General features: G+C 68.9%; 19 protein-coding genes. 1 reads left to right on the forward strand and 18 read right to left on the reverse strand.

Annotated features, from left to right (window positions below):
• Window positions 1–224: 224 nt before the first annotated feature.
• From THSYN_RS23365 to rluD, 7 genes are all read right to left on the reverse strand, one after another.
• Window positions 225–860: a DUF2887 domain-containing protein gene (locus tag THSYN_RS23365; RefSeq protein WP_100921251.1), complete on the reverse strand. Its 636-nt coding sequence runs from the start codon at window positions 858–860 to the stop codon at window positions 225–227.
• 26 nt (window positions 861–886) lie between these two features.
• Window positions 887–2,491 carry a glutamate--cysteine ligase gene (gshA, locus tag THSYN_RS23370; RefSeq protein ID WP_172965326.1) on the reverse strand — a complete coding sequence of 535 codons (1,605 nt, stop codon included), beginning with the start codon at window positions 2,489–2,491 and terminating at the stop codon, window positions 887–889.
• Between the two features lie 185 nt (window positions 2,492–2,676).
• Window positions 2,677–4,776 carry a carboxy terminal-processing peptidase gene (locus THSYN_RS23375; RefSeq protein ID WP_100921252.1) on the reverse strand — a complete coding sequence of 700 codons (2,100 nt, stop codon included), beginning with the start codon at window positions 4,774–4,776 and terminating at the stop codon, window positions 2,677–2,679.
• 186 nt (window positions 4,777–4,962) lie between these two features.
• Window positions 4,963–5,469: a peptide deformylase gene (def, locus tag THSYN_RS23380; RefSeq protein ID WP_100921253.1), complete on the reverse strand. Its 507-nt coding sequence runs from the start codon at window positions 5,467–5,469 to the stop codon at window positions 4,963–4,965.
• Between the two features lie 3 nt (window positions 5,470–5,472).
• Window positions 5,473–5,994, reverse strand: a complete 522-nt coding sequence (locus THSYN_RS23385) for a glycine cleavage system transcriptional repressor (protein ID WP_100921254.1) — start codon at window positions 5,992–5,994, stop codon at window positions 5,473–5,475.
• Entirely contained in the window at window positions 5,994–6,740 is a 747-nt protein-coding gene (pgeF, locus tag THSYN_RS23390) for a peptidoglycan editing factor PgeF (RefSeq protein ID WP_100921255.1), read from the reverse strand. The genes THSYN_RS23385 and pgeF overlap by 1 nt, the downstream gene beginning before the upstream one ends.
• A complete protein-coding gene (gene rluD, locus THSYN_RS23395) occupies window positions 6,721–7,701 on the reverse strand; it encodes a 23S rRNA pseudouridine(1911/1915/1917) synthase RluD (RefSeq protein WP_100921256.1) in 981 nt (326 codons plus the stop codon). The genes pgeF and rluD overlap by 20 nt, the downstream gene beginning before the upstream one ends.
• A 93-nt stretch (window positions 7,702–7,794) precedes the next feature.
• On the opposite strand from rluD, the gene THSYN_RS23400 reads away from it, so the two are divergent.
• Window positions 7,795–8,640: an outer membrane protein assembly factor BamD gene (locus THSYN_RS23400; RefSeq protein ID WP_100921257.1), complete on the forward strand. Its 846-nt coding sequence runs from the start codon at window positions 7,795–7,797 to the stop codon at window positions 8,638–8,640.
• A gap of 125 nt (window positions 8,641–8,765) precedes the next feature.
• On the opposite strand, the gene THSYN_RS23405 is transcribed toward THSYN_RS23400, so the two are convergent.
• The 11 genes from THSYN_RS23405 to THSYN_RS36905 all read right to left on the reverse strand — a co-directional run bounded on the left by THSYN_RS23405 (window position 8,766) and on the right by THSYN_RS36905 (window position 18,575).
• The gene (locus THSYN_RS23405) at window positions 8,766–9,104 is read right to left on the reverse strand and encodes a P-II family nitrogen regulator (RefSeq protein WP_100921258.1); all 339 of its coding nucleotides are present in this window, start codon (window positions 9,102–9,104) and stop codon (window positions 8,766–8,768) included.
• A gap of 83 nt (window positions 9,105–9,187) precedes the next feature.
• Complete coding sequence (locus THSYN_RS23410) at window positions 9,188–9,988, reverse strand: carbonic anhydrase (RefSeq protein WP_100921259.1); 801 nt, start codon at window positions 9,986–9,988, stop codon at window positions 9,188–9,190.
• Window positions 9,988–10,272 (reverse strand): segregation and condensation protein A, encoded by a 285-nt coding sequence (locus tag THSYN_RS23415; RefSeq protein WP_100921260.1) that lies wholly within the window; start codon window positions 10,270–10,272, stop codon window positions 9,988–9,990. The genes THSYN_RS23410 and THSYN_RS23415 overlap by 1 nt, the downstream gene beginning before the upstream one ends.
• Window positions 10,273–10,293: 21 nt before the next feature.
• The gene (gene ligA, locus THSYN_RS23420; RefSeq protein ID WP_100921261.1) at window positions 10,294–12,585 is read right to left on the reverse strand and encodes an NAD-dependent DNA ligase LigA; all 2,292 of its coding nucleotides are present in this window, start codon (window positions 12,583–12,585) and stop codon (window positions 10,294–10,296) included.
• Entirely contained in the window at window positions 12,582–13,289 is a 708-nt protein-coding gene (locus tag THSYN_RS23425; protein WP_100921262.1) for a cell division protein ZipA C-terminal FtsZ-binding domain-containing protein, read from the reverse strand. The genes ligA and THSYN_RS23425 overlap by 4 nt, the downstream gene beginning before the upstream one ends.
• Window positions 13,290–13,760: 471 nt before the next feature.
• On the reverse strand, window positions 13,761–14,405 hold the full coding sequence (gene lipB / locus THSYN_RS23430; protein ID WP_100921263.1) for a lipoyl(octanoyl) transferase LipB: 645 nt from the start codon (window positions 14,403–14,405) through the stop codon (window positions 13,761–13,763).
• Window positions 14,406–14,527: 122 nt separating this feature from the next.
• Window positions 14,528–14,653, reverse strand: coding sequence for a hypothetical protein (locus THSYN_RS36755; protein ID WP_257791203.1), 126 nt, complete (start codon window positions 14,651–14,653; stop codon window positions 14,528–14,530).
• Window positions 14,654–14,712: 59 nt separating this feature from the next.
• The gene (locus THSYN_RS23435; protein WP_236848663.1) at window positions 14,713–15,006 is read right to left on the reverse strand and encodes a YbeD family protein; all 294 of its coding nucleotides are present in this window, start codon (window positions 15,004–15,006) and stop codon (window positions 14,713–14,715) included.
• Complete coding sequence (locus THSYN_RS23440) at window positions 14,999–15,859, reverse strand: aminotransferase class IV (protein ID WP_100921265.1); 861 nt, start codon at window positions 15,857–15,859, stop codon at window positions 14,999–15,001. The genes THSYN_RS23435 and THSYN_RS23440 overlap by 8 nt, the downstream gene beginning before the upstream one ends.
• Window positions 15,860–15,875: 16 nt before the next feature.
• Window positions 15,876–17,171, reverse strand: a complete 1,296-nt coding sequence (locus THSYN_RS23445; RefSeq protein WP_100921266.1) for a D-alanyl-D-alanine carboxypeptidase family protein — start codon at window positions 17,169–17,171, stop codon at window positions 15,876–15,878.
• Window positions 17,172–17,363: 192 nt separating this feature from the next.
• Window positions 17,364–18,575 (reverse strand): septal ring lytic transglycosylase RlpA family protein, encoded by a 1,212-nt coding sequence (locus THSYN_RS36905; protein WP_100921267.1) that lies wholly within the window; start codon window positions 18,573–18,575, stop codon window positions 17,364–17,366.
• Window positions 18,576–18,582: the final 7 nt, after the last annotated feature.

Below are 18,582 nucleotides of genomic sequence, written 5' to 3' on the forward strand. Positions count from 1 at the left end.
GGGTCGGCGCAATGGCGGACGCCTAAGCGGGCATCCGCCGTGCGGTACCGTGAAGGTCGCGCAGCGACGCTGTGGGAGCGGCTTCAGCCGCGACCAGACTCGCAGCCCGGTCGGCCGGTCGGTCGGGTCAGGCGCGCGCGGCACGAATTCGCGTTTTGGCTTGGAGGCTTAGCGCGCTCCGACTCGATCCCATCTGGGCGCGCCTAACCCGACCTACAAGATCGTCAGCGCACCTTCGGCCCGCCGCGCCGCGGCCTGGGACCGAGCAGGTCCTCCAGGCTCTGGGCCTCGAAGATCCCCTCCAGCCAGCCGTCCAACTGATCGATGGCGGCCGCATCCAGACGCAGGATGGCCCAGCGGGGCAGGACACCGAAGCGGCGCTTCAACTGCCGCTTCAGTCCGTCGGCCTTGCCCTTGGCCTCACCCTTGGCCTCACCCTCGGCCTTGCCATCGGCCTTGCCCTTGGCAAAAATATCCTGATAGGCGCGTGTTTGCTCTAGGGGAACCAGTACCGGAAACATGGTGCGCAACTCCTCGTCGGTGAGTAGTGGAAACCGTTCCATCAGCAGGAAGATCAGCATACCCCGAAGCGGACGCCCCGGGTGCGCTTCCCCGTAGAGCCCGAGCTTGGTCAGCAGGTTATACCAGACACCGGGCGCCGGTTGCGCCTGAAATTCGACGACATAGACCGGCCCGTCATGGTCCTCGGGTTCGTAGATGCCGTCCAGGCGCCGCTCGATGCCCTTGATCGTGAGGGACACGAAGCGGTAGCTCCCACTCAGAGTCACACCATCGCTGAGCACCCGAAACGCCTCGACGCCGGTCGCGAGAAATTCATAGATCGACGGATCGGTCTTCATGTCGCCCTGTCCGCTGAGTTCAAACCTCAGTCCACCGCCCGCCCCTGGGCGAAGTAACGGGCCAGGAACTGGTCGAAGTCCAGATCGTCGGCGGCCTCGATCTCCTCGCGGCGGCGGATGGACTCCGCGGCGAGGTCGGCGAACAGGGCCTCGCGCTCGGGACTCAGAGGGCGTACCGCGAGTTGCTCCCGATGGGCCTGCGAGAGGCGCCGGGCAAAGTCGGCGAAGCCGAGACCCTCGGCGCGCATCCCGGCCAGCATTCGGGCCGATGGGGTCAGGTCCGGGTCCTGCACCTTCGCCTGCTGCAAGGCCAGGCGGCGCGCACGTGGACCCGCGCCCGCGCCGTCCAGCAACGCGGCGATGGGTTCCATGGCGCCGAGCAGATCCCCGGCCCAGCGGCGCAGTTCGACCGCCGCGCCGTCGCGATTCAGCGTGAGGCCCGGCTCGCGCCCGCGCTGCGCGGCGAGGACCTGGTTGTCGTCGATCGCCTGCCGCTCGGCCGCGGCGATGCGGGGGCTGTCGCCGAGCAGGCAATAGAGCATCAGGGTCTCCAGGACCAGGAGTTGTTCCAGCCCCACCCCGATGGGCTCGAAGGCGTTCACGTCGAGCGAGCGCAGTTCCACATAGCGGATGCCGCGGCGGCGCAGGGCCAGCGTCGGCTTCTCGAGCCAGTCGATGATCTGCTTGGGTCTGACCGTGCTGTAGTATTCGTTCTCGATCTGCAGGATGGCGGCGCTCAACTGCTCGTAGCGGTCGCCGACCTTGACCCCGATCTTCTCGTATTGGGCACAGGGTGTCTCGATCGCCCAGGTGAGGCTGCGGATATAGGCGTCCAGGCTGTCGTAATTGGCCTTGATCCCGGTGCACTGCTCCTGCTGATTCTGGTAGCCGATGTCGCCCATGCGCAGTGAGGTGGCATAGGGGTAATACAGGGTCGTGGCGTCGAAGGGGAGCAGGTCGGTGTCGCGCCCCTGCACGAAGCTGCGGCACACCGCCGGCGAAGCGCCGAAGAGATAGGGCACGAGCCAGCCGACCCGCTGGAGGTTGCGGATCATGCCCATGTAGGCCTCGGAGCGGAACGCCTCGAGTGGTCCCGCGTCCCCCTCCAAGCCCTGGTAGAGCCGCCAGAAGTCGTCACCGAAGGAGAAGTTGAAGTGCACCCCGGCGATGGCCTGCATCGTGCGCCCATAGCGGTTGCCCAGGCCGCGGCGATAGACCGTTTTCATGGTCGCGGCGTTGGAGGTCCCGTAACGGGCCAGCGGGATGCCGCGCGCCCCTTCGAGTATGCACGGCATACTGGTGGCCCACAGGCACTCGTCGCCCAGGTGGCGATAGACCAGCCGGTGGATGTCGGCGAGAAAGTCCAGCACCGCGGCCGGCTCCCCCAGGGCCGGCGTGACCAGTTCGATCAGGGCCTCGGAGAAATCGGTGGTGATGTGAGGATGGGTCAGGGGGGAGCCGAGCTCCGGCGGGTGGGGCGTCGCGGCAATGCGCCCCGTCGGGGTCACGCGCAGGGACTCCTTCTCCAAGCCGATGCGGTTGCCCTGCAGCGCCTGCGCCAGGCTTTTGGATGAAACGTCGCTGCCGAGCGCGCACAGGCGCCGGCTGAGAGGGTCTGAGGTTGAGTTCACGGTGCGGTCCTTGTTGGGTGGCCCCGGATGCAGGCCCCGAGGCTGGATCGAGACTCCGGCGACTCGCGCGCAAACGATGGGTTTCGCTGCGCTCTACCCATCCTACGGGCTAACACATGCGTGATACCGTGAAGCGGTGTCACGCGAAAATGACAAAACTGAATTTTGCCCCAGCGGGCCAAAATTCAGTTACGCATGGCGGCCTTGGGTCGGCTGGCGCTCTCCAGTCGGATGCCGTCGGCCAACACCCGCGCCGCCTCCTCCACCTGGATGCGGGCGATGGCATTGCGCTGGGCCTCGAGGGCGTCCTCGTCCACCTGGTCGGCGTCCTCCTTCACGGGGGTGATGCCGCGGGCGCGCAGGAAGCGGTCTTTTTCGTCCTCGAACAGGGTCCGCCGGTGCTTGTCCTCGGCGCGCCGGTCGGACTCGCGCAGCGACACCCGCGTCTCCTCCTTGACCTCGCGCAAGACCTGATTGCGCCGCTCCAGCATCTTGAAACCCACATCCTGGCCGATCCGCTCGGTCGACTGGCGGGTGAGCGCGGCTGCATCGGGGACTTGGGCGTGTTGATAGTCGGCCGCATCGATCCGCGCCCAGGGCAGCGGATTGTGCAGCGAGCGCTCGCCATGTTCCGCGGGATCATCGCCCGCCGGGAAGTGCACGTCGGGCTCCACCCCCTTCAATTGGGTGCTGCCGCCGCTCACCCGGAAGAATTCCGCCATGGTCAGGCGCAGGCGGCCCAGATTGGTTTGATCCCCAGGGACATAGCGGTTGAGATCCACCAGGGTCTGCACCGTGCCCTTGCCGAAGGTCGGCTCCCCGATCACCAGGCCGCGTCCATAATCCTGGATGGCGCCGGCGAAGATCTCGGAGGCGGAGGCGCTGTCGCGGTCCACCAGGACCGCCAGGGGCCCCGCATAGGCCACCCCCGGATCGGTGTCGCGCTCCACCTCGACCTTGCCGGATGAGTCCTTGACCTGGACCACCGGCCCCGTGTCGATGAAGAGTCCGGTCAGCGACGTGGCCTCCGCCAACGCGCCGCCGCCGTTGCCGCGCAGGTCGATGACGACCCCGTCGACCCCCTGCCCCACCAGTTTGTTCAGGATTTGCCGCACGTCACGGGTGGTGCTCTTGAAATCGCGCTTGCCATGGGTTTCGGCCTCGAAATCCCGATAAAAGGCAGGCAGTTCGATCACCCCGATCTTGAGCCCGGGGGCATTGGGCAACTGGTCGATCACGGAATCCTTGGCGGCCTGGTCCTCGAGCTTGATCTCGTTGCGCACCAGCGACACCTCGCGGGTGCCGCCCTTGTGACCGCCGGCCTGGGACACGAGTTGCAGGCGCACGACCGATCCCTTGGAGCCGCGGATCTTGTCCACGACGTCCTGGAGCCGCCAACCGACCACGTCCTCGATCTTCCCGTCCAGGCCCTGGGCGACACCGATGATCCGATCACCCGCCGACACCTGCCCGGAGTCCCGCGCCGGTCCGCCGGGGATGGTCTTCTGGATGACCGTGTATTCGTTGTCGGACCGCAGGACGGCGCCGATGCCCTCCAGGGACAGCTTCATGCCGATGTCGAAGTTCTCCGAGGTGGCCGGCGACATATAGCTGGTATGGGGCTCCAGGGTCTCGGTGTAGGCGCTCATGAAGGTCTGGAAGACATCATCACCGGTGAACTGCTGGATGCGCCGCGCCAGGCTGTCGTAGCGCTGGCGCAGGCGCTCGCGGATGTCCTCGTCGCTCTTGCCGGCGATGCGCAGGCTCAGGAAGTCGTTCTTGACCCGCAGGCGCCAGAGCTCGTCGAGCTCCGCGTCGGTCTTGGCCCAGGGCGCCTTGGCGCGGTCGAATTGGTAGGACTCATCGACGGTGAAATCAAAGGGGCGGGTAATGAGACCCAGGGCGTAGGCGACGCGCTCATCGACCCGCATGCGGTAGACCCGGAAGATGTCAAAGGCACTATCCAACTCCCCGCGCCGCAGGTTCTCGTTGAGCCGACGGGCACCGCCCTCGAAACGCTCCACGTCCCGTGCCAGGAAGAAGGAACGGCCGGGGTCCAGGGCCTCCAGATAATTATCGAGCACCGAACGGGCAAAGGCCTCGTCGAAGGTCACCTTGCGATAGTGGTAACGCTCCAGGACCTTGTTGATGACGATGGCGGTCTTCGCCTGCGTCTGGCTGGGGAACAGTTCGGACAGCGACACCTGGTGCGGCGCGGCGCCGAGCGCCCAAGCGCTGAACAAGAGTGCCGCGGCGGTCAGGAATAAGGGTATGCGCAGTCTCATGTAGATGCTCGATTACGAAAACTAAAATGGGCCCGTCGCCAAGGGACAACGGGCGCTGCCGGGGGTTCCCGGAGGGGCCGCCGGGACCCGCATGGCGACGGGGAAGGCACCAACCGGCCCGCCCCGAGACGGCCACCGGGCGCCGTGCCCCACATAACCGCAGGGTAGAGGTTGGGAAAGAGGATTTCAACGACTTAAGCCACTTTTTCGGCTAAAGAGATCGGTCCGCCGACTCACCAGCCGATCGATGAACAGGAGACCATCCAAATGGTCCAGTTCGTGCTGAAAGGCGCGCGCCTCAAAACCCTCCATCTCGAGCGTCAGCGGCGCGCCCCCCGGGTCCTGGGCTTGGAGTTGGAGACGGGTGGCGCGGATCACATTACCGGTAAAGTCCGGCACCGACAGACATCCCTCGCGGCCGATCGCAAAGCCCTCCCAGTGGACAATCTCCGGGTTGACCAAGACCAGGCGACCCTGGGCACGAACCTTGGGTCGCCCCGAGCAATCCAGGATCAGGATACGCTGGTGTCGGCCGACCTGGGGGGCCGCGATGCCCACCGCGGCGGGGCCCGCACGGCGCGTCTCCTCGAGATCCGCGATGAAGTCCAGCAGTGCCTGGTCGAACTCGCGAACGGGCTCGGAAACCTGTTTCAGACGCGCGTCCGGCAGCCGCAGGATGGGTAGGATTGCCATCGGTCAGCCGATCAGCAGATCCACCGCGGCCACCGCGACCGAGACCCCGCGCACGGCCAGTGTCGATAAGGCCTGCTTCAAGTCCTCCAGCGTCCGCGGGCAATAGCCCTCGATGTTCATGATGTAGACCGGGCGAGCGTCGTCACCCGCCACGTCCGACTCCAGCTCCAGAATATTGAATCCCTGCTCCGCCAGGATCTCCGTCACGTCCGCCACGATACCGGCGCGGTCCGCCCCCGCCACCCGCACCGTGACGTTCGGCACCAGGTGCTGGTGCAGACCACCCTGGACCGGGTCCAAGTGGACACGCAGCCCGAGTTGCGCGGCCACTGGGGCCAGGATCGCCGCCAGATCCGCGCCGCCAGCCCCACCGGAAACCATCAGCAGAATGGTAAAGTTACCGCCCAGGCGCAGCATGGACGCCTCCCCCAGGTTACATCCCGCCTCACACAGGACGCGGGTTACCCGGGCAACGATCCCGGGCCGGTCCTGGCCTACCAGGGTCAGCATGGTCCAGTCGGTCATCAAGGTCTCTCCAGCGGCTCACTCAACCAGATCAGACTCGCCATCCGCCCCGTCACGCCATCGCGACGAAAGGAGAAAAAGCGCCCCGGGTCGGACCAGGTACAGTGGTCGCCGCCGAACACCCGCGTCACCCCCGCCCGCGCCAGCCGGGCGCGCGCCAGGGCATAGAGATCGGCGAGCCACCGATCGCCCGCGCCGGGGCGGAAGGCGCAGGCGACGCCCGGGTCGGCGGCGAGGAAGGCGGCGCGGACCTCCGGTCCCACCGCGAAGGCCGCGGGACCGATCGCCGGTCCCAGCCACACCAGGAGGTCCGCGGGTGCCTCGCCCAGGGCCTCCAGGGTCCGTTCGATGACCCCCGCGGCCAGCCCGCGCCAACCGGCGTGGACCGCCGCCGCCGCGCGACCCCGCCGGTCACAGATCAAGAGCGGCAGACAGTCCGCGGTCAGCACCGCGCAGACCACCGCGGGCCGCCGGGTCATGACCGCGTCCGCGAGCTGCCCCGGCACCGCCCGCTCGCCCTGCGCCACCGCGCACCCGTGGACCTGGGTCAGCCACCGCGGCGCGGCCGGGAGATCCAGCGCGGCGCGCACCAGGGCGCGGTTGCGTGCGACCCGGCGCGACTCGTCCCCCACATGGTCGCCCAGATTGAGGCTGTCATAGGCCCCGGTGCTGACCCCGCCGCCGCGGGTGGTCGAACCGGCATGGACCCACGGGGGGGCCGGCCACTCAGGTCGGATCAGTTCCACGCGCCGCCTCCCGTCGGAAGAGTTCGAGCAGCGACTCCAGATCGGCCGCCAACGGCACCTCCCAGGCCATCGGTCGACCGGTCTCGGGGTGCTCGAGCCCCAGGCGCACGGCGTGCAAGGCTTGGCGCCCGAAGCCCTGGATGGCCGCGACCAGGGCCGGGGCGCACCCCTTGGGCGGCCGCGGTCGCACCCCATAGACGGGATCACCGACCAGGGGGTGACGCACATGGGCCAGGTGCACCCGAATCTGATGGGTACGCCCGGTCGCCAATTCCACCCCCAGCAAACAGTGGCCCGGATAGCGCTCCAGCACCCGGTAGCGGGTGAGCGCCGCACGCCCGTCCGGGACCACCGCCATGCGGGTGCGCTGGGTCGGGTGCCGCCCGATGGGGGCCGCCACCGACCCGCCGCCCGCCAGCTCCCCGACCACCAGTGCCCGATACTCCCGGTGCACGGTGCGCTCCTTGAGCTGGGCCACCAGTGAGCAGTGGGCCTGCAGGGTCTTGGCCACCACCAGCAGGCCGCTGGTGTCCTTGTCCAGGCGATGCACGATGCCCGCCCGCGGCACGGCGGCGAGCCCGGGCGCGTGGTGCAGCAGGGCGTTGAGGAGGGTGCCGTCCGGGTTGCCGGCGGCCGGATGGACCACGAGCCCCGCGGGCTTGTCGATCACCAGCAGCATGGCGTCCTCGTAGACCACCGCGAGCGGGATCGCCTGCGGCGAGTCGCGCCCGACGGCGACCAGTTCGGCGTCGAGCGCGACCGCCTCATGGCCCCAGACCCGGTCCCGGCAACGGCGCGGGGCACCATCCACCAACACCTGCCCGGCCTCGATCCACCGTTGGATGCAGCCGCGCGAGAACTCGGGCCAGGCCTGGGCCAGGGCCTGATCCAGACGCTGGCCAGCGCTCGCGGACTCCACCCGCAGGGTACGCCGAACCCGTGACACCGGCCCGGCACTCATCCCGCGAGCCCCTGGGGAGCGCGACCGCCGCCGGGACCAGACCCGGCCCCATCGGGTATACTCGCCATGTTTAGAGACTGGTAAACACCTGACATGCGCCGCACCCTAACACGACTGGCCACGCTGCTGCTGATCGCATTGCTGATCGGGACCTCGATCTGCGCCTGCTCGGCGTTCAAGGGCAAGGAGTTCGACGAGACCGAGGGCTGGAACGCGTCCAAGCTCTACGCCGAGGCGGCCTCCGAGATGGATTCGGGCGGCTACAAGAAGGCCATCGAGTTGTACGAGAAGCTCGAGGCCCGCTACCCCTTCGGCCGCTATGCCATGCAGGCCCAGCTCGACGTCGCCTATGCCAACTACAAGGCCGAGGAACCGGAGGCCGCCATCGCCGCCGCCGACCGCTTCATCAAGCTCTACCCGCAGAATCCATTCGTTGATTACGCTTATTTTCTTAAAGGGATCATCAACTACAACCGCAGCGTCGGCTTCCTGGACCGCTACATCCCCACCGACCCGTCCCAGCGCGACCCCGGCGCCGCGCTCGATGCCTTTGCCGACTTTTCCGAGCTGATCAAGCGCTTCCCCGACAGCAAGTACACCCCCGATGCCCGCCAGCGCATGGTCTATCTGCGCAATAACCTGGCGCAGAACGAGGTCAACGTCGCCCGCTACTACATGAAACGCCAGGCCTACGTGGCGGCGGCCAACCGCGCCAACTATGTCATCGAACACTTCCAGCGCACCAGTGCGGTGAAGGGCGCGCTCGAGGTCTTAGTCGCTGCCTACCAGGCGCTGGGAGAGGAAAAACTGGCCGCCGACGCCCAGCGGGTGCTGGACGTCAATCGCAAGGCCGGGCGCTTTATCTCCAACGACCCGGCCCCGGCCGAGATCGGTGTGACCCGCAAGCTCTGGGACTATATCGAACTCGACAAGAACTAGGCGGCGCGCGGGGACCGGGCTTCGTTGTCGTTGTCGTTGTCGTTGTCGTTGTCGTTGTCGGATTATTCGATTACGACAACGACAACGACAACGTACCCGGGGGCAACCTGTCGCCCGGCGCCGCCTCAGACCGCGGCCTCGTTCTCCTCGCCGGTGCGGATGCGCACCACCCGCGTCACCTCGGAGACGAAGATCTTGCCGTCGCCGATTTTGCCGGTGCGCGCGGCGGCCGTGATGGCGTTGATGCAGGCGTCCAGATTCTCGTCCGCCACCACCAGTTCAACCTTCACCTTGGGCAGGAAATCCACGACATATTCGGCCCCGCGGTAGAGCTCCGTGTGGCCCTTCTGCCGGCCGAAGCCCTTGACCTCGATGGCGGTCATGCCGGTGATGCCGGTGGCGGACAGGGCCTCCCGGACGTCGTCGAGCTTAAATGGCTTGATAATCGCTTCGACCTTCTTCATGGGGTACTCCGCTGGGGGGTCAGAACTGGTAAAGCCTGTGAGTATAGTTTCCGGCCCCGGAGAAGAACAGACTGCGCGTGCCCTCAGTGCGGCAGCGAGACAAAGACCGGACGGCCGTTGAGCGGCTGCGCCGGGCGGGCATTGCCCCCGGTCGCGCGCGCGATGCGCCCGATCAGCTCCGGCGCCAACTCCACCGGCGCGGCCAGGATGAACCAGGTGACCGGCTCGCTGCAGGGCGGGTTGGCGAACGACCCGGTGTAGCGGTAATAGCCCCTGTCCGGCGGGAGCAACAGCAACGCATTGATGCCCAACTGCCGGTAGTTGACCCGCTCTCCGGCCCGCAGCGGCAGGCGCTCGGCGATGCGCACCAGGGCGCTGTTGGGGTGCGGCCCGGGTTGGATCGGGACCACCACGACCGCGTGCCGGCCATCCCGATCGAGGTGCACCAGATGGATCTCCGCCGCCGCCGCCACCCCGTTGATCAGGGTCTCCCCGGGGACATGAAAATGCAGTGCCGTCAGGTTGTAGCTCAGGCCGCCGACGCGCAGTTCGCTCCCCGGCTGGATCAGGACATTGACCCCGCGACCGTCGTTGACCGCGTCCAGGGGTTGGGAGCGATACCGCGGCTGGAGCGGCTCGTAGGGGATCGGCTGGACCGTACGGATGTCGATCGGTGACTGCCGCTGGCCCGTGCGGCAGGCAGCGAAGCCGGGCGACAGGTCCGCCCACCGGGCCGGCCCGGTCGCGCCCTGATAGGACCAGGCGGCGGCGGATGGCGGGGCGGCCAGGGCCCGACCGCCCAGGGGCGCCGCCAGGCCGACGGCGAGCAACAGGGGCACCAAGGCCCGGCCGACAGAGTGGACGTATGAGCGGGTCGGCATCATCAGTTCGCCTTGCGCTTCAGGCCAGCCATCGGCACCAGTTCGACCGCCTGCGGTTCGTCCGTGAAGTGGGGGCGTTCCCCGCCGCGGCCCTGGAGTTGCGCCAGGCCCCGCTCCCGGGCCGCGATCAGCAGCAGACAGTGGCGCACGTCCTCAATGGTGGCGTCACGCAGCGGGTGGCGCATCCCGGGCGCCGGGGTCAGATCCCGGATGATCGCCGACAGGGTCTTACGCATCGCGATCAGGATCTGCTGCTCTTCGGTCAGGTCGTTGGGCGGTGCGGTCATGTGCGTTCCTCAGGTGGTGGGCTAGGTGTCGGCGATCAATCGAGCCAGTTGCTCCTCGGTCATGATCGGCACGCCGAGTTCTTGCGCCTTGTTAAGTTTGGACCCGGCCGCCGCTCCCGCCAACAGAAAATCCGTGGCCGTGGAGACGCTGCCCGTGACCTTGGCCCCCAGCGACTCCAGTTCAGCCTTGAACGCGTCGCGCGGGCGGCTCAGGGTGCCGGTGATGACAAAGGTCTTGCCGGCCAGCGGCCGGGCCTGGGACCCCGCCGGGGACCCGGGAGTGACCGCCGCGGCGGGCCAGCGGATGCCGGCCGCAATCAAACGCTCGATCGCCTCGCGGTTATAGGCCTGGGCGAAGAATCCGACCAGATGCGCGGCGACCACCGGTCCCACCCCCTCCACCAGGCCGGCGCCGGCCCCAACCAGGTCCGCGGGCAGGGCCCCGCGCAGCCGCTCCAGGGTCCCGCAGGCCGCGCCCAGGGCTGCGGCGGCGGCGCGATTGAGTCCGGGGATCTGTTGAGCCGCCAGCCATTCACCCAGGTCGGGAGTCGCCTGCGCGTCCGGGCTCGCGAGCAGCCACGCCTGGAGCGCCTGCGCCGCCGCGGGTCCGACCCCGCGCACCCCGCGCGTGGGCAGGAAGTCCGCCTCGCGCGCCGCCATCAGCGCCGCCAGTGAGTCGAAGTGCGCGGCCAGGGCCGCCGCCGTTGCCTCACCCACCTCGCGAATGCCGAGCGCGAAGATGAAGCGGGCAAAGCTGGTCTCACGGCTGCGCGCCAGGGCCGCGATGAGATTCTCCGCGGACTTGTCGCCCATCCGCTCCAGGGCGGCCAACTGCCCCTGGGTGAGCCGATAGAGGTCGGCCGGTTCCTGGACCAGGCCCCGCTCGACCAGTTGATCGATCAGCTTCTCGCCCAGGCCCTCGATATCCATCGCCTTGCGGGAGGCGAAGTGGCGAATCGCCTCCTTGCGCTGCGCCGGGCAATAGAGCCCGCCGCTGCAGCGCGCCACCGCCTCGCCCGCCGGGCGGATCACATCGGCGCCGCACACCGGACACCGGGCCGGCAACACCACTGACTGGGCGTCCGGGGGCCGCCGCTCGGGCAGGACCCGCACGATCTCCGGGATCACATCCCCGGCCCGGCGCACCGAGACACTATCGCCGATCCGCACGTCCTTGCGCTCCACCTCGTCCATATTGTGCAGGGTGGCGTTGGCCACCGTCACGCCGCCCACGGCGACGGGCGTCAGGCGCGCGACCGGGGTCAGGGCCCCGGTGCGGCCCACCTGAAACTCCACCGCCTCCACCACCGTCAACGCCTCCTGCGCCGGGAACTTGCGGGCGATGGCCCAGCGCGGGTGGTGAATGGTCGCCCCCAGGGCGGCCTGATCCGGGATACGATCCAGCTTGAAGACCACCCCGTCGATATCGTAGCCCAGGGACTCCCGGCGGCGACCCAGGTCGTCGAAATAGTCCCGGCAGCCCGTAAGCCCGGTCACCTGCCGCAGTTCCCGGGAGATCGGCACCCCCCAGCCGGCGAGGCGCTGGAGCATGGCGAACTGGCTCGCGCCGGGGTCCGCGCTGGTCTCGCCCCAGCCATAGCAGCAGAAACGCAGCGGGCGGGCGGCGGTCATGCGGGGGTCGAGCTGGCGCAGACTGCCGGCGGCGGCGTTGCGCGGGTTGGCGAAAATCTTATCGCCGCGCGCCAGGGCCTCCGCGTTCATCCGCGCGAAGCCCGCATGGGGCAGATAGACCTCACCGCGGACCTCCAGCACCGCCGGATAGTCATCGCCCAGCAGACGCAGCGGCACCCCCTGGATGGTGCGCACATTCGCGGTGATGTCCTCGCCGGTGGTCCCATCGCCGCGGGTGGCGGCCTGGACCAGGGCGCCCTGCTCGAAGCGGATGCTCACCGCCAGGCCGTCGAGCTTGGGTTCGGCGGTGAAGGCCGCCTCCCCGGTCGCCGCGAGCCCGCTGCGCACCCGGCGATGGAACTCCGCCAGGTCGGCGTCGTCCATCGCATTGTCGAGCGAGATCATCGGCAGGCGGTGCCGGACCTGGGTGAACTCCGGCCGCGGCGCCGCCCCCACCCGCTGGGTGGGTGAGTCCGGGGTCACCAGGTCCGGGTGGCGCGACTCCAGGTCCACGAGTTCCCGGAACAGGCGGTCGTAGTCCCCGTCCGGAATATCCGGATCATCGAGAACGTAATACCGGTGGTTGTGGTAGCGTAACTGCCCGCGCAATGCCGCGGCACGGGCCCGGGCCGCGGCCTCGGCGCCAGCCGGCGACCCGGTGTCGGGACCGCCCGCGGTCACCGCCGTGCGGCCCTCGCAAAGCGCGCCTCATTGGCCAGGACCGACTTGCGCAGTTCCTCCTCCTTGCGGACCGTGAGCGGTCGGCGGGTCTCGTCGAGCACATCGCCGCCCAAGGTCGTGGCGAGCTTGCGCGCGGTGGCGATCATCTCCTCCAGGATGGTCAGGTCCTCCGGTCGGCCGTCGAGTTGCGCGAACAGCATCATCCCCGGGGTGTTGAAGCCCTCCATGTCGTCGAAGGGGAAGGTGCCGGGCTTCACCATGTTGGCCATGCTGAAATAGACCCGGGTGCCGTCGTCGAATTCGTCCAGGCAGTGGAAGATGTCCATGTCGCCGGGGCGCAGTCCGCAGGACTCGGCCACCTCCAGGAGGTCCAGCCCCGGAAACTCACCATAGCGCTTGGCAACGCTCAGTTGGAGCAACAGCGGGGCCGGGACGCCCTCGTCCGGGGCCGCGTCGGCGCGCGCCGCCGGGGCCTGGGGCCGGTCGCCCTCGTCCTCCGGGTCGGGGTCGTCCACGTGGTCGCGGGCGTGCCGGCCCTGGGGCTCGCGCCCGCCGGGACCCGCGGCCTCATGCGTATCGTCCTCGTCGTCGCCATCGTCCGACCCCTCCTCATCGGGACCGCGACTGCGTTCCCAGAGGTATAGGGCGAGGATCAGGATGGCTCCCAGGACGATCAGGATCAGTCTGACGGTAGTGGCGTCCATTCATGCTCAACGCGATGGTTAAAGAGAAGATCGGGCAGCCCGGAGTATAACCCGGGCGCCCTGTTTATGGGCACAGGCACGCACCGGGGCGGCCCCCCGCACCCCGCTCCCGGCGGACCAGCGGCGCCGGCCGCAGCCCTCGCGGGTCCGCCCTGTGCGGTACAACCATAGCAGATCGCATCGGGGAGATCCCGAAGCGCCTGAGCGCGCGGCACAGGATGTCATACTCCGGGACGCCGCGGCCGGTTCAGGCCGCGTGCGGCGCGGTTCGGCAAGGGCGGTCTGTGGCATGGGCGTCTCCCGGGGCGGTGGCGGTCATGGACATAGCCTGGAACGGGTCCCGACGGTCGCAGGCCCGCAGTCCAAGGCGCGAGTACCGCCGGGTGGAAAGGCGCGGGTCAATAGCCGAACCGGTAAACCTGAATCCGGCATCCCCGGATTGCTCTTTCTGGGAAAAAGCCGCCCGGGGATTCAGGCCCGCGGCGCGCCCAAGGCCGCCAGGGCGCTGCGAAGTCCGCACCCCAACTCGGCCGCGAGCGCGCCCAGGTCCGCGGGCGGGCGCAGGTCGGCGACCCGCGTGACCGCCAGCCCCGGATAGCCGCAGGGATTGATACGCCCGAAGGGCTCCAGGTCGAGGTCGACGTTCAATGCCAGCCCGTGGTAGCTGCACCCCTGACGCACGCGCAACCCGAGGGACGCGATCTTGGCCCCGTCCACATAGACCCCCGGGGCATCGGCACGCGCAACGGCGACGATCCCGCGGGTGGCCAGCAGGTCGATCACCGCCTGCTCCAGGAGTTGGACCAGGCGCTTGACCCCGATCCCGCCGCGATGCAGATCAAAGAGCACATAGGCGATGAGTTGGCCGGGTCCGTGGTAGGTCACCTGGCCGCCGCGGTCGGTGCGGATGACCGGGATCGTGCCGGGATCGAGCAGGTGCTCGGGGCGCCCGGCCTGACCCAAGGTGAAGACCGGCGGGTGCTCCAGGAGCCAGATCTCGTCCGGAGTCGCCGCGTCGCGCGCCGCGGTGAAGGCGCGCATCGCCTCCCAGGTGGCCTGATAGTCCTGCAGACCGCTTAGGCGGCGCAGGATCAGGGTGGGGGACGGGACGGGCATCGCGGCCTCCGGGGTGGGATCCCGACCGAAGTCATTGTCGTTGTTCGGGCCGGACGGGGCATTCGCCCCGTCCGAAACGTTTTCCGTGGACCTGCCGAATGGTGGCGACGCCCGACGTAGCATCAAACGTTCGGGACGGGGTGAATACCCCGTCCCGCCCTGGCACCGTTGACGTTGTCGTTGTCGTTGTCGTTGTCGTAATCGAGGTTATCGTAGTGCCCCGGATTCTCTCGCACCCCAAGTTGCATCGCCTCTCCGATTACGACAACGACAACGATTGTGTTTAACTTTGATTGTTGACTCCTTACTAAAGGGCCCAGACGACCTGCTCGTGGGCGGACAGGTCCCGGTAGATGGCATTGAGTTGGGCACGGTTCTGGGCCACGAAGGTGACGGTGACCGCGAGCCACTTGCCGCCGCTGCTCACGCGGGCGCTGATGGCGGTTTCGTCGAGTTCCGGGGCGTGGCGGCGCATGATGGCGAGCACCACGGACTGGAAGTCCGCGTCGGCCCGTCCCATGGCCTTGATCGCATAGCGGCGGGGGAAGTACCGGGGCTTCTCCTTGGCGGCGTTGGGCGCCCAGAGCGACGGGTTAAGCACAGCCGCGGCGCACCCGCGCCTTGTAGTCCTGGTAGAGGGCGTCCATGCGTCGCCACAGGGGTCCCGGCACGCCGCCCCCCACGGGGACGACATCCAGACGGGTGACCGGCAGGACCTCGCGGGTGGAACTGGTGATCCAGATCTCCTGCGCGGCCGTCAGTTCCTCCATGGGGATGCGCCGCTCCAGGGCGCGGATACCCTGGTCGCGGGCCAACTCCAACACCAGTTCCCGGGTGATGCCGGGGAGGATCAGGTGGCCCCGGGGCGGGGTGACAATCTCGTCGCCCACGACCACGAATACGTTGGTGGCGGCCCCCTCGGTCACCATCCCGTCGCGCAGCAGGATGGCCTCCAGGGCACCCTCGTCCGCGGCCTCGCGGCGCATCATCACGGCGGACAGGAGCGAGATGGCCTTGATCTCGCAGCGGTGCCAGCGGATGTCCGGGCGGGTGATGCAGGCCACGCCCGCCGCGGCGACCGCCGGGTCGCGGGGGGCAATGGGCTTGGCACGGGCGAAGACCGTCGGCACCACCCCGTCGGGACACAGGTGGTCGCGCTCCGGCGCCGCGCCGCGGGTTACCTGGAGATAGACGGATTGATCGGGCGCCGGGGCCGGTCCGATCAGGTGGGTCAGCATCGCCTCCCACTGCTCCCGGCCCAGGGGATTGTCCAGGCGGATCGCCGACAGGCCGTCGTCGAGCCGATCCAGGTGCTGCTCCAGGCGCAGAAAGTGTCCGCCATAACTGGGGATGACCTCGTAGACGCCGTCGCCGAACACAAAGCCGCGATCCATCACCGAGACCCGGGCCTGCTCCTGCGGCAGGAAGGCGCCGTTGAGAAAAATTTCACTCATGGCGTGCGGACCCGGATCAGAACCACTGCCAAACCGTGTCCCTGGTGCGCTGCCAGAGGTTGCCCTCGGCCACGTCCTGGAGGGCCACCAGGGGCACCCGCGAGACCTCGGTACCGGCGAGGAAGACGACGATGTCCCCGACCCGCGCACCCCGGGCAATCGGGGCGGTCAGGGTCTGGGCCTTGTCCAGACGGGGGCTCAACTCCGCGTAGCGCCCGCGCGGGATGGTCGCGTAGACATCGCGGCCCGGACCGACCGGCAGTTCCTTCAGGTCGCCCTTCCAGACCCGCAGGTTCTCCAGCGGCTGGTCGGCCGGATAGAGCAGGTGACTTTCAAAGAAACGGAAGCCGTAGTTCAGGAGTTCCAGACTGGCGACCGCGCGCGCCTCCGGGTTCTTGGCGCCCAGCACCACGGACACCAGGCGCATCCCGTCGCGCCGGGCGGAGGCCACCAGGCAGTAACCGGCGGCCTCGGTGTAGCCGGTCTTGACGCCATCGACGGTCGCATCCCGCCACAGCAGGCGGTTGCGGTTCTGCTGCTTGATGCCGTTGTATTCGTACTCCTTGGTCCCGTCCCACTCATAGAACTTGGGGAACTCGCGGATCAGGGCGGCGGTGACCCGGGCGATGTCGCGGGCGGTGGTGAAGTGGTTGGGGTCCGGCAGGCCGGTGACATTGACGAAGTGCGAATTGGTCATGCCCAGGCGCTGGGCATTGGTGTTCATCAACTCGGCGAAGACCTGCTCGCTGCCCGCCACATGCTCGGCCAGGGCCACGCTTGCATCGTTACCGGACTGGATGATCATGCCCTTGAGCAAATCCTCCAGGGGGACCTGCTTGCCGACCTCGATGAACATCTTGGAGCCGCCGGTCCGCCAGGCGTTTTCGCTGATCAACACCGGGTCGGTCAGGTGCACATGCCCCGCGAGCAACTCCCGATAGATCGTGTAGCCGGTCATGATCTTGGTCAGGCTCGCCGGCTCCAGGCGGTCGTCGGCCCGGGACTCGGCCAGCACCGCCCCGGTGTTGAAGTCGATCAGGAGATAGCCCTTGGCATCCACCACGGGGGGCGACGGGACGGCTTGGGGCGCGGCCGGGACCGCCGCGGTCGGGGGTGCCGACGGCGCGGCCGGCGGCGTTGCGGTCTGGGCCGCGGTGCGGGCCGGGGCGGCGGCCGGGACGGCCTGCGCCGGGGGCGGCGTGTAAGCCGGGGCCGGCGCGACCGCGGGGGCGGCCGGCGCCGCGGCGACCCTCAGGTTCAGCGGCAGCAGGACGGACAGGCACAGGACGAGCAGCGCGGGTTGCAACTTCATGGGGCGTAACCGGAGATCTGGATAGCGGGCGAAAGACAGCGCCGATTCTACCCGTCCGCGGGGGGTTTGGCACCAACCGCGCCGAGCGTCCAAGGCATTACCCTATCCGTCAGGCTGGGACCCGGTGGGAGCGACTTGCGCCACGACGAGGCCACGGCAGCTTGCGAGCTGCGGCAAAGCCGCTCCCACGAATCAGTTCCACGTCAGCCGCGGCGCCTCGCTGATGCCCAGCGCCGTGAGTTTGGCGGAGAGGCGCCGCGCATCACTCTCGGAACCCAGGGGGCCGACCCGGACCTTGTAGATGTCGGACGCGCCCGCGGCGCTGCGCTGGACACGCACCGGTTCGGCCAGTTGGGGGCGCAGGCGCTCACGCAGACGCTCGGCGTTGCGCGGGTCCCCGAAGGCGCCGACCTGGAGGAAGAGCCCGCGGCCAGGCCCCGCGGTGTCGGCCGCACCGCCCGCCCCGTTGCTGTCGGCGCCGATAGCGCGGGGGCGCGCCGCCACGACCTTAGCGGCGGGGGCCGGCGCCGGCGCTGCATCGGCAACCCGCGCGGGCCCCGGCTCGGCATCCACCGCGGCGAACGCCGCCGCCGCGGCCCGCTCGCGCGCGTCCGCGGGTCTGGCCGCAGGACGAGGGGGTGGCGCCGACCCCCGGTTGGCAATCGCCAATGAGCGGGCGATGGCGTCGCCGCTCGCCCGCCCCGGCTGGTTCGTCCAGAAGGGCGTCGGCGCCGCCGCGGCGACAAACCCCGCATCGGTTCCAAACCCGGCGCCGCCGGCAGGGGCAGGCACCGCACCCGGGTTGGCGGGATCGATCCCCCGGATCTCCACCGTGGCCGTGCCCTTCGGGAAGACCCCGATCTTGGTGGCGGCGGCATAGGACAGGTCGATGACCCGGGTGCCGTGGAAGGGTCCGCGGTCGTTGATGCGCACGACCGCGCTGCGCCCATTCTCCAGGTTGGTGACGCGGGCATAGCTGGGCAGGGGCAGGGTCTTGTGGGCGGCGGTCATGCCGTACATGTCGTAGCGCTCGCCGGAGCTGGTGCGGCGGCCGTTGAACTGCTTCCCGTACCAGGAGGCCAACCCGTGCTCGACATGGCCGCGGCCGTCTTGTTTGGTGCGGTAGACCTTGCCGCGGACCTTATAGCTGGCCATATTGCCGTACTTCGACCTGGCCTCCACACGGGGCACCGCATCCGGGATCCCGGTGGGGTCCAGACGGCGGTAGTCGGGGCCGCCATCGGCGTCGCGGGAGCCCTGGCCGGCACAGCCGGCCAACAGCAGCAGGGCCGGCAGGATCAGCGCTATGGGAGCGTGGGCGTCCCGCCCGCGGCTTCCCCGGGCGGAGCGCGGGAGGCCCACGCTCCCAGGCGGGGCTGGATGAGGCTCGGTGTGCACATTCATCGGTCGA

This window comes from Candidatus Thiodictyon syntrophicum, assembly GCF_002813775.1.
Classification (GTDB): Bacteria; Pseudomonadota; Gammaproteobacteria; order Chromatiales; family Chromatiaceae; genus Thiodictyon; species Thiodictyon syntrophicum.

What these genes read in the sequence shown, in the direction of transcription:
- THSYN_RS23365 (WP_100921251.1), bottom strand. Translation starts at nt 860, where the DNA reads ATGAAGACCGATCCGTCGATCTATGAATTTCTCGCGACCGGCGTCGAG.
- THSYN_RS23375 (WP_100921252.1), bottom strand. Translation starts at nt 4,776, where the DNA reads ATGAGACTGCGCATACCCTTATTCCTGACCGCCGCGGCACTCTTGTTC.
- def (WP_100921253.1), bottom strand. Translation starts at nt 5,469, where the DNA reads ATGGCAATCCTACCCATCCTGCGGCTGCCGGACGCGCGTCTGAAACAG.
- THSYN_RS23385 (WP_100921254.1), bottom strand. Translation starts at nt 5,994, where the DNA reads ATGACCGACTGGACCATGCTGACCCTGGTAGGCCAGGACCGGCCCGGG.
- rluD (WP_100921256.1), bottom strand. Translation starts at nt 7,701, where the DNA reads ATGAGTGCCGGGCCGGTGTCACGGGTTCGGCGTACCCTGCGGGTGGAG.
- THSYN_RS23400 (WP_100921257.1), top strand. Translation starts at nt 7,795, where the DNA reads ATGCGCCGCACCCTAACACGACTGGCCACGCTGCTGCTGATCGCATTG.
- THSYN_RS23405 (WP_100921258.1), bottom strand. Translation starts at nt 9,104, where the DNA reads ATGAAGAAGGTCGAAGCGATTATCAAGCCATTTAAGCTCGACGACGTC.
- THSYN_RS23410 (WP_100921259.1), bottom strand. Translation starts at nt 9,988, where the DNA reads ATGATGCCGACCCGCTCATACGTCCACTCTGTCGGCCGGGCCTTGGTG.
- THSYN_RS23415 (WP_100921260.1), bottom strand. Translation starts at nt 10,272, where the DNA reads ATGACCGCACCGCCCAACGACCTGACCGAAGAGCAGCAGATCCTGATC.
- THSYN_RS23425 (WP_100921262.1), bottom strand. Translation starts at nt 13,289, where the DNA reads ATGGACGCCACTACCGTCAGACTGATCCTGATCGTCCTGGGAGCCATC.
- lipB (WP_100921263.1), bottom strand. Translation starts at nt 14,405, where the DNA reads ATGCCCGTCCCGTCCCCCACCCTGATCCTGCGCCGCCTAAGCGGTCTG.
- THSYN_RS36755 (WP_257791203.1), bottom strand. Translation starts at nt 14,653, where the DNA reads ATGCAACTTGGGGTGCGAGAGAATCCGGGGCACTACGATAACCTCGAT.
- THSYN_RS23440 (WP_100921265.1), bottom strand. Translation starts at nt 15,859, where the DNA reads ATGAGTGAAATTTTTCTCAACGGCGCCTTCCTGCCGCAGGAGCAGGCC.
- THSYN_RS23445 (WP_100921266.1), bottom strand. Translation starts at nt 17,171, where the DNA reads ATGAAGTTGCAACCCGCGCTGCTCGTCCTGTGCCTGTCCGTCCTGCTG.
- THSYN_RS36905 (WP_100921267.1), bottom strand. Translation starts at nt 18,575, where the DNA reads ATGAATGTGCACACCGAGCCTCATCCAGCCCCGCCTGGGAGCGTGGGC.